The 7,814-nt window shown below is 45.5% G+C and carries 9 protein-coding genes and 1 pseudogene; 6 read left to right on the top strand and 4 right to left on the bottom strand.

Annotated elements, in window-relative coordinates; genetic code table 11:
- The 3 genes from ABD76_RS08405 to ABD76_RS08395 all read left to right on the top strand — a co-directional run.
- Positions 1-193 (top strand): transposase (locus ABD76_RS08405; protein WP_197253431.1); only part of this gene is annotated, 193 nt, incomplete at its 5' end.
- Between the two features lie 368 nt (positions 194-561).
- Positions 562-1,590 (top strand): ParA family protein, encoded by a 1,029-nt coding sequence (locus ABD76_RS08400; protein ID WP_197255935.1) that lies wholly within the window; start codon positions 562-564, stop codon positions 1,588-1,590.
- Positions 1,587-2,270, top strand: coding sequence for a hypothetical protein (locus ABD76_RS08395; RefSeq protein ID WP_197255933.1), 684 nt, complete (start codon positions 1,587-1,589; stop codon positions 2,268-2,270). The genes ABD76_RS08400 and ABD76_RS08395 overlap by 4 nt, the downstream gene beginning before the upstream one ends.
- Positions 2,271-2,430: 160 nt before the next feature.
- Here the strand turns inward: ABD76_RS08395 and ABD76_RS08390 are convergent, their stop codons facing one another.
- The 3 genes from ABD76_RS08390 to ABD76_RS08380 all read right to left on the bottom strand — a co-directional run bounded on the left by ABD76_RS08390 (position 2,431) and on the right by ABD76_RS08380 (position 4,653).
- Positions 2,431-2,772: a zinc ribbon domain-containing protein YjdM gene (locus ABD76_RS08390; protein WP_168181840.1), complete on the bottom strand. Its 342-nt coding sequence runs from the start codon at positions 2,770-2,772 to the stop codon at positions 2,431-2,433.
- A 292-nt stretch (positions 2,773-3,064) separates the two neighbouring features.
- Entirely contained in the window at positions 3,065-3,745 is a 681-nt protein-coding gene (locus ABD76_RS08385) for a lysoplasmalogenase (protein ID WP_338125077.1), read from the bottom strand.
- 167 nt (positions 3,746-3,912) lie between these two features.
- Positions 3,913-4,653, bottom strand: a complete 741-nt coding sequence (locus ABD76_RS08380; protein ID WP_197255931.1) for a Bax inhibitor-1/YccA family protein — start codon at positions 4,651-4,653, stop codon at positions 3,913-3,915.
- A 225-nt stretch (positions 4,654-4,878) separates the two neighbouring features.
- Between ABD76_RS08380 and ABD76_RS08375 the strand changes: the two genes are divergently transcribed.
- From ABD76_RS08375 to ABD76_RS08365, 3 genes and pseudogenes are all read left to right on the top strand, one after another.
- A complete protein-coding gene (locus tag ABD76_RS08375) occupies positions 4,879-6,012 on the top strand; it encodes a DUF418 domain-containing protein (protein ID WP_197255929.1) in 1,134 nt (377 codons plus the stop codon).
- A 26-nt stretch (positions 6,013-6,038) separates the two neighbouring features.
- Positions 6,039-7,154 carry a sensor histidine kinase gene (locus ABD76_RS08370; RefSeq protein ID WP_197255927.1) on the top strand — a complete coding sequence of 372 codons (1,116 nt, stop codon included), beginning with the start codon at positions 6,039-6,041 and terminating at the stop codon, positions 7,152-7,154.
- Positions 7,151-7,466 (top strand): annotated as a pseudogene (locus tag ABD76_RS08365) (response regulator); the annotation flags it as partial. The gene ABD76_RS08370 and the pseudogene ABD76_RS08365, both read left to right, overlap by 4 nt.
- A gap of 155 nt (positions 7,467-7,621) precedes the next feature.
- Here ABD76_RS08365 and ABD76_RS08360 read toward each other — a convergent pair.
- Positions 7,622-7,814: transposase (locus tag ABD76_RS08360; RefSeq protein ID WP_197253431.1), on the bottom strand; the 193-nt coding region annotated here is incomplete at its 5' end.

Here is a 7,814-nt window from a genome sequence, read left to right as displayed (position 1 = left end):
GCAGCACGAAGAAGGGATCCTTCGGTGGTTCCATAGTAAGATGACGAACGGCTTGTTGGAAGGCATTAATGGTCTGGTTCAAGCAGCTAAACGTCGGGCCAGAGGCTACAGGAACGTAGAAAACTTGATTGCGATGGTGTATATGACAGCCAATAAGCTTCGTTTGCCGTTGCTCGCGGCGCGCCGAGCATAATAAATCCCTTGCCGCCTTCTTACCCTGCTTCAGATGTAGAAACAGCGGTCAAGCGAACTCCTTGACGGCTGTTTCTACATCTGAAAATCTCTTAAAGGCGGAAGGGGTTATGAAACTAATATTCAACACTGTACCCACCCAGTAGAGCGAAGAGCCCAGATCTTGTACCCTTTCACTGGCTTGATACAGATACACTTACCTTTTTCGAACTGGTTTCACCCAGTGCCAGCAAAACCAAACCGATGTTATGCCTGACCTTTTGTCGAATAGACCTTTTGTTCGTTTTATTTGATTAGAAACATGAGTTCTTAATATAATAATAGATGGTAGACTTCGCAAATATTAACTTAACACTTGAGGAGGAAAAGATGGCAAAAATTATTACAATGTATAACAATAAAGGTGGCGTTTCCAAAACTACAACTCTTTTTAATTTGGGCGTATATCTTGCCCAAAAAGAAAAGCGTGTATTGTTTGTTGATTGTGATCCCCAATGCAACCTAACAGAACTCTTTTTGGCTTCCGACCCTGAAATAGAAGAGCCAGATAAAGAGCTTCCTGGCACCTCGATTTACCAATCCTTACTAGCTCGTTTTAAAGGAGAGGCAGGCTTTATAAAGCCAGAATCTGTCGAATTAATACCCTCAAAGTTATATAATAATTTATTTCTATTTAGAGGTGATCTTGAATTTTCATTAGCTGAAACGTATTTTGGTACAGCATGGAATCAGGCCATAACAGAAAATATCCACGAAAAAAATACATACGTTGCATTATATAGATTGCTTCGAGCACTCGGTGATTACCACTCATTAGATTACGTATTGTGTGATGTTGGTCCTAGTACTGGCGCTATTACAAGAATGGTTGTTCTTTCATGTGATGGAATATTACTTCCATTAGTACCCGATCGCTTTTGCAATCAAGCTGTAAAATTACTTGGACGAATTATTCATGAATGGATCATACGTCACCAACAAATATCTGAAACATTAAGACCTTTTAACATAGAGTCATTCCCAGGAAAACCTGTTCTCTATGGAGCAATAAGCCAAAACTTTAAAGTTCATAACAATGCAAAAGTAAAAGAATCATATGTTAAATGGCAAGAAAAAATCTCTTACAATATCGAACATTCCTTATTATCGAAGAAAGGTATTGTTCCAGCGGTAGGTTTAAACCCAAAAGAGCCGTATGTAGCTACAATACGTGATGTTAGCCCCCTGGCACCTGTAGCCCAAATGTTTGGACGAGCCATCTTTGATATTCAACGAGAACATACTCGAGAGGCTTCAAGTACTGGTCAAATGTACTATGGGACAGTTTGGGACCCCTGGGTTACCAAGATGAATGATTATAAGTTAGAAATCCAAAAAATTGCGGAGGCTATTGAATGAGCTCAGAACCTGTTTATCTATATGCAGCACTGCTTGATGTCCTAGGTTATAGACAACTTCTAGAGGAAGATAGAAAAAATGCATCATTGGATTTCAAAGAGAATTTAAACTGTGCACTAAGAATTTTTGAAGAATTAAATGATGCTATTTTTAAAGTACAGGCTATTTCAGACACAATAATTATAACATGTACTCATCATAGCCATTTTTTAGAATTTTTAGATATCTTAAAACGGGTTTTCTTATCCTTTCTATCAAACAATTTATTCGTAAGAGGCGCTGTCGCCTATTCTAGGCATTACCAAAATAATCATATGACTTACAGCCATGCCGTTGCAAGAGCTTATGAACTAGAGCAACATTTTGCTGTCTATCCTCGTATCGTTATCGATGAAAATATAATAGAAATGTATAAAGTGGGATCTGACCTTACAGATATATGGAGCAGAGGGATTATCTGCAGAGAAAATGGTTCTTATTTCCTGGAAATTGTTGATCCTTATAATTGGGATGAAGTATATCTCTTGGCTTCTCGATTATTTAAGAGTAACGAAAATCTTCTTAAGAAAAATGAAGCCGCTTATATGAAACATTTAAGATTTCAGTGGTACCTTTTGAGCTCACAATTTGCACCAGAAACAGCAAAACCCTATATTCCCCAAATTGCAAGATTTCCTTAGCTTAAGACCATCGTTTATCTGAGCTTTTAATTAGTCATTGAACTAGTCCCCGCATAAACTATCCCTGAAGTAACCTAAATGAAAGTTATATGTGCTTTGATACTAATAGTAGAAAAGTCCTTTTACAGGTCTTTTCTACTATTTTTGCATTTACATCCTTCTAGATCTTTTTCACAAATTCCGATTTTAATTTCATCGCTCCAAAACCGTCGATTTTGCACTCAATATCATGGTCCCCATCGACCAAGCGTATATTTTTTACTTTTGTTCCGATTTTCACAACGGATGAGCTTCCTTTGACTTTCAAGTCTTTAATCACGGTTACGGAATCCCCATCGCTCAGGACATTTCCATTGGCATCCCGGATGACCCGTCCATCCTCGTTAGCTTCCGCTTCGGCCCCTGGCGTCCACTCATGCGCACATTCCGGACATACCAACAGATGTCCATCCTCATAGGTATATTCAGAATTGCACTGTGGGCAGTTCGGCAAATTAGACATAATTACATTAGCTCCAATCGTTATTAATATGTTTATATACTGGCATAGATTTCTCATATTGGCAAATTGAATAGAGGTACAAAACCATCCTGACCGAACCATGGGCGGCTTCTTTGCACGGTGCATATTCGTATTAGAATAGTAAGCTTCAACCGGAAACCGGCTGTACCACTTCGGCACAATCAACTCGAAATGGTCATCATCCATAGAGCGAATCTAGCGTTTATCCTCATTTTGATAAAATTAAAAATATACGGTCCGATGGAGTCGGAAAAAACGTGACAACAGGCCCTTAGTTTCCTACACGGTCGGCTGTAGAGATGGCGGCGCTGCGATTTTCTTGCGCGATCGTTCTCAGGCTGGAGGCAATCAGGAACTGGGCCGTGTAATACGTTATCATAATTAACGGCCCCGCGAAGACGACCTCGGATACAAATCTATCCCACGCCAAAATGGAGTCCGATACCGCAAATAGCAAGGCGCCGGCCATCGCCGGCTTATTCCCGGTCATGATCGCGGACCAAGCCATGAAGGAAATGACAATAATATAGAGAAGCACCGATGCGGCCAAGACGTAATTATCGGCGCGAATCAGCGCTTGAAGCAGATGCCAGCTCATGAACGAGGCATACGCCAGGATCGGAATGAGCATGAAGAAGCGAATGCCGGAGAAGCGCCATCTGCTTATAAATGCAGTCACATAGAACAAATGCCCGATGAGGAAGGCCGACAGGCCAATGATGAACCACCCCATCAACAGTCCATCGCCGAGCATACAGAAAAACAGCCCGATTCCTATCATCCAATGGCAGCTCTTTCGGTTGGATGGCATGTGCAGATACCCGTAAGCGATAATCAGCCACATCGGAATTAATTTGAACAGCAGCTTGACCGCTTGCGGCTCGTCAGGAATCACGAAAATATAAAGGACACTCATGACAACGATAAGTGAGGGCAGCCCATACTTCACCACAGAAACCTCTCCCTTCATGCATAGTCCATGGATAAGCGGCTCCGTATATCCTATTCTGCATGCCCTCAACAAATGTCTTCTTGGCAAGCTTCCTCCCCGTTATGGGCACCAAAAAACGGAGTGCCTCATCAAAGACACTCCGCGATCGCTAACCTGTTCCTATTCGATTAATCCCGATTCGCCAGCTTGGCCAGGAGGCGGACAATCTCGATGTACAGCCATACGAGGGTCACGAGCAAGCCGAATGCCCCGTACCACTCCATATATTTCGGCGCGCCCTGCTGCGCCCCCTCTTCGATGAAGTTGAAGTCCAGCACGAAGTTCAGAGCCGCAATAATGATGATGACGACCGAGATCCCGATGCCGATCGGGGTGCTGTCATGCAGATAAGGCACCGTTACGCCAAACATCCGAAGCACAAAGCTGAGCAGATAGACAATCGCAATTCCTGCCGTAGCGGCGACTACGCCGCGCTTGAAGCCTGCCGACGCCTTGATCATGCCCGTCTTGTAGGCAAGCAGCATGCCCATGAACACGCACATCGTCAGCAAAGCCGCCTGGAGGGTAATGCCGTAGTATAATGATTCGTAATTGGCTGAGAGAGCTCCAAGGAACAACCCTTCCGCAATTGCATAGACAGGCGTCAAAATCGGCGCCGTCGAAGGCTTGAAGCTGATGATCAGGGCCAGAATCAGGCCGCCAATCGCTCCGCCTATCATATAAGGCAACATTTCGTACCCATTGAAGAACATAGTCCAAGAGATAACGGCTGCCCCCACGAGCAGCGCCAGCGTCATGAACGATTTGTTCACCGTGCCGCCAATCGTCATCGTCTCTTGTCCATTGTAATGTCCGCTATTCTCAAACGTATTCTCGTTGAGCGTCGGATTTCCGCTGCGACCAATCAAATGAAAGAACCTCCCAATATATATTTAAACCTATATTACCATATGTTAATATATTCCTCCACCTTGATTGTGAAATATGATGCAATGATTCCAACGAGATGAGCCCCTGAATCACTCAGAGATGACACCTGTCATACAGATCTCTTTACAGGTGTGAATGTTTTGTCACCCTCTATACAACTACAATAAAACTACGGTAATCAACGTGAGAAGAGGGGGAGTAATGTGGAGCAACGCAAAGGGCGAATTCGGCTGCTTGATATTCTGCGGGGGTTCGCCATCCTGGGAACACTTGGGACGAATATCTGGATATTCGCGCAATTGGGAGACCTGTCTTATCTGTTGACGTACAATTATACCGGCTGGTGGGGAATTGATGATCTGCTCAGGATGATCGTGTTATTCCTCGTGAACGGGAAGATGCTTGGCTTGTTGACGATTATGTTCGGAGTCGGACTGGAATTAAAGTACCAGCAAGCGATGCGCACGGGGAAAGCTTGGCCAGGCGTTTATATGTGGGTCCTCCTCATCCTGTTCATGGAAGGCCTGCTTCATTTCACCCTGGTCATGGAGTATGACATCCTCATGAGTTACGGCATCACTGGCATGATTGCGGCCTTCATCGTCCGAGGCGGTGACCGCCTCATATCGATTACGATGAAAGGAATTGGCAGCGTCCATGCAGTCATCATCTTGGCGATCCTGCTTCTTTCTTTGATGGCTCCCAATATTTCACTGGGCAGCTTCGATCAGATAGTCACTCTCTATCAAGACGGTTCTTGGCTGCAGCAACTCCAATATCGGCTGTCTCATTTCCTGCAGCTTCGCTTGGAAGCCATTTTCGTTATACCCATGAATGTCTTTTTGTTTTTGCTTGGCGTACGTCTCATGCGCTCAGGGGTCTTTGCCCAAGATGAGAACGGCCACAGGCAGCGTCAAAAACTGTTGAAACTGGGACTCTTTATCGGTCTGCCGCTGAACCTGTTGATTTTTATTCCTGGGGGCGCCTTTGATCTGCCTGTGCGTTACTTATTTGCCCCATTCCTTTCCCTTGGGTATATAGCACTCATTGGAAAAATGCTACAATATACGAAATGGAACTGGCTGTGGCGCTTGCTTGAACATGCCGGGAAGATGTCTTTAAGCTGTTATGTTATGCAAAATATTATCGCTTCCGTCCTTTTTTATGGCTGGGGATTTGCTCTAGGCGGAAAGCTGAATTCCCTGGCCGTTATAGCGGTCTGGATCGGCATTTCCTTATTCCAGCTATGGTTTGCCTCAACATGGCTTCGCATCTTTAAGCTGGGGCCGATGGAATCGATCCGCAGACGCGCAGTGGGAATCTTCGAGTCCAGATAACCCGATAACCGAACTGGAGGCCATCCATGATATTCAAGATCTACCCAAGAGATCAAATCAAGAATTATTTGCTCATAGATGTTATCGCGATCGTGTATTTATTTTACACGGTTCTCAGCTCCCGTTCGAATCCGGGTCTCTTGGGAAGTCTCCTTCTTCTGCTTTCCTTTCTTGTTTCCCTTTATATCGGACTGTGGCATCGCAATGGGTATCTTCTAGCGGCAGTTCTAGCCGGTCTTGCTACAACTGCTCTGATCGGTATGTACATCGACCCGAACCTCTTAATTTTTGGTTTTATATTTGCTGACCTGATCGGAAGGTCGAAGTCCAAGTGGCATATTGGTATCGCGATTGCGGCCATTGCCCTCATGTTTATCTTCGTGTATGTCGTGTATGGGAAGAGAACGGACAATTTTCTAGTCCTGCCTCTCATGATTGTTCAAATGCTCTTCCCTATCGTCATTTATATTATAGAAAAGACCAAGCGCTTGCAGAGCAAGCTGGATGCAGCCAATCAACAGCTTGAAACGTACATTCAGCAGGAGGAAAGACAGCGTATTGCAAGGGATCTTCATGATACGCTGGGGCAAACCCTTATGATGATTAAGCTGAAATGCGAGCTGGCCAATAAGTGGGTGGATAAAGACCCGATCCAGGCCAAGGAAGAACTGAAGGATATCCTGTACACATCGAGAATCGCCTTGAAGCAGGTAAGGGAGCTGGTGTCGGATATGAAGTTCATCTCGCTGGCGCATGAAATCGAGCATTGCCGCAAGCTGCTGCATACGGCAGGGATTGAACTGGACATCGTGGAAAATGGAAGGCCTCCCCTGTTAGCCAGCGTAGAAGAAACGATGATTGCGCTCGCGGTTCGGGAAGCGGCGACCAACATTGTCAAGCACAGTCAAGCAAAGCAATGCACAATCAGGCTGGAAACGGTGGACAATCTATATTGTGTATCGATAACGGATGACGGAGTTGGCCTGTTGCCTACAGCAACCGGAAATGGAATTCAGTCAATGAAGGAGCGGATGCAAGCCCTTCATGGAACCTTCACGGTGGGCAGCTCACCGGGCGGGGGAACGGCTCTGTCTATGCAGCTTCCGCTTCGTCAACTAGGAAAGGAGAGCTCTGCCACATGATTCGAGTCGTCATCGCCGAAGATCAGCAGATGCTGCGCGGCGCCTTCGCCTCATTGTTGAAATTCGAACCCGATATGGAGGTGCTGGCTGAAGTGCCGGACGGGAAACAAGCCTGGGAGGCGATAGAGCGGCATCAGCCTGATGTGTGTGTGCTGGACATTGAGATGCCTCTGATCAACGGCCTTGCGTTGGCGGAGCAAATCAGACATGCCGGCTTGCCCTGCAAAATCATGATCGTGACTACGTTTGCCCGTCCCGGCTTATTTACAAAAAGCGATCGAGGCTCAAGTGAATGCCTACTTGTTAAAAGAGGCTCTTCGCTCTACTGGGTGGGTACAGTGTTGAATATTAGTTTCATAACCCCTTCCGCCTTTAAGAGATTTTCAGATGTAGAAACAGCCGTCAAGGAGTTCGCTTGACCGCTGTTTCTACATCTGAAGCAGGGTAAGAAGGCGGCAAGGGATTTATTATGCTCGGCGCGCCGCGAGCAACGGCAAACGAAGCTTATTGGCTGTCATATACACCATCGCAATCAAGTTTTCTACGTTCCTGTAGCCTCTGGCCCGACGTTTAGCTGCTTGAACCAGACCATTAATGCCTTCCAACAAGCCGTTCGTCATCTTACTATGGAACCACCGAAGGATCCCTTCTTCGTGCTGC

It is taken from the genome of Paenibacillus dendritiformis (assembly GCF_015845845.1).
GTDB classification, from domain to species: Bacteria; Bacillota; Bacilli; order Paenibacillales; family Paenibacillaceae; genus Paenibacillus_B; species Paenibacillus_B dendritiformis_C.
This window is presented reverse-complemented; position numbering and strand designations above follow the sequence as displayed.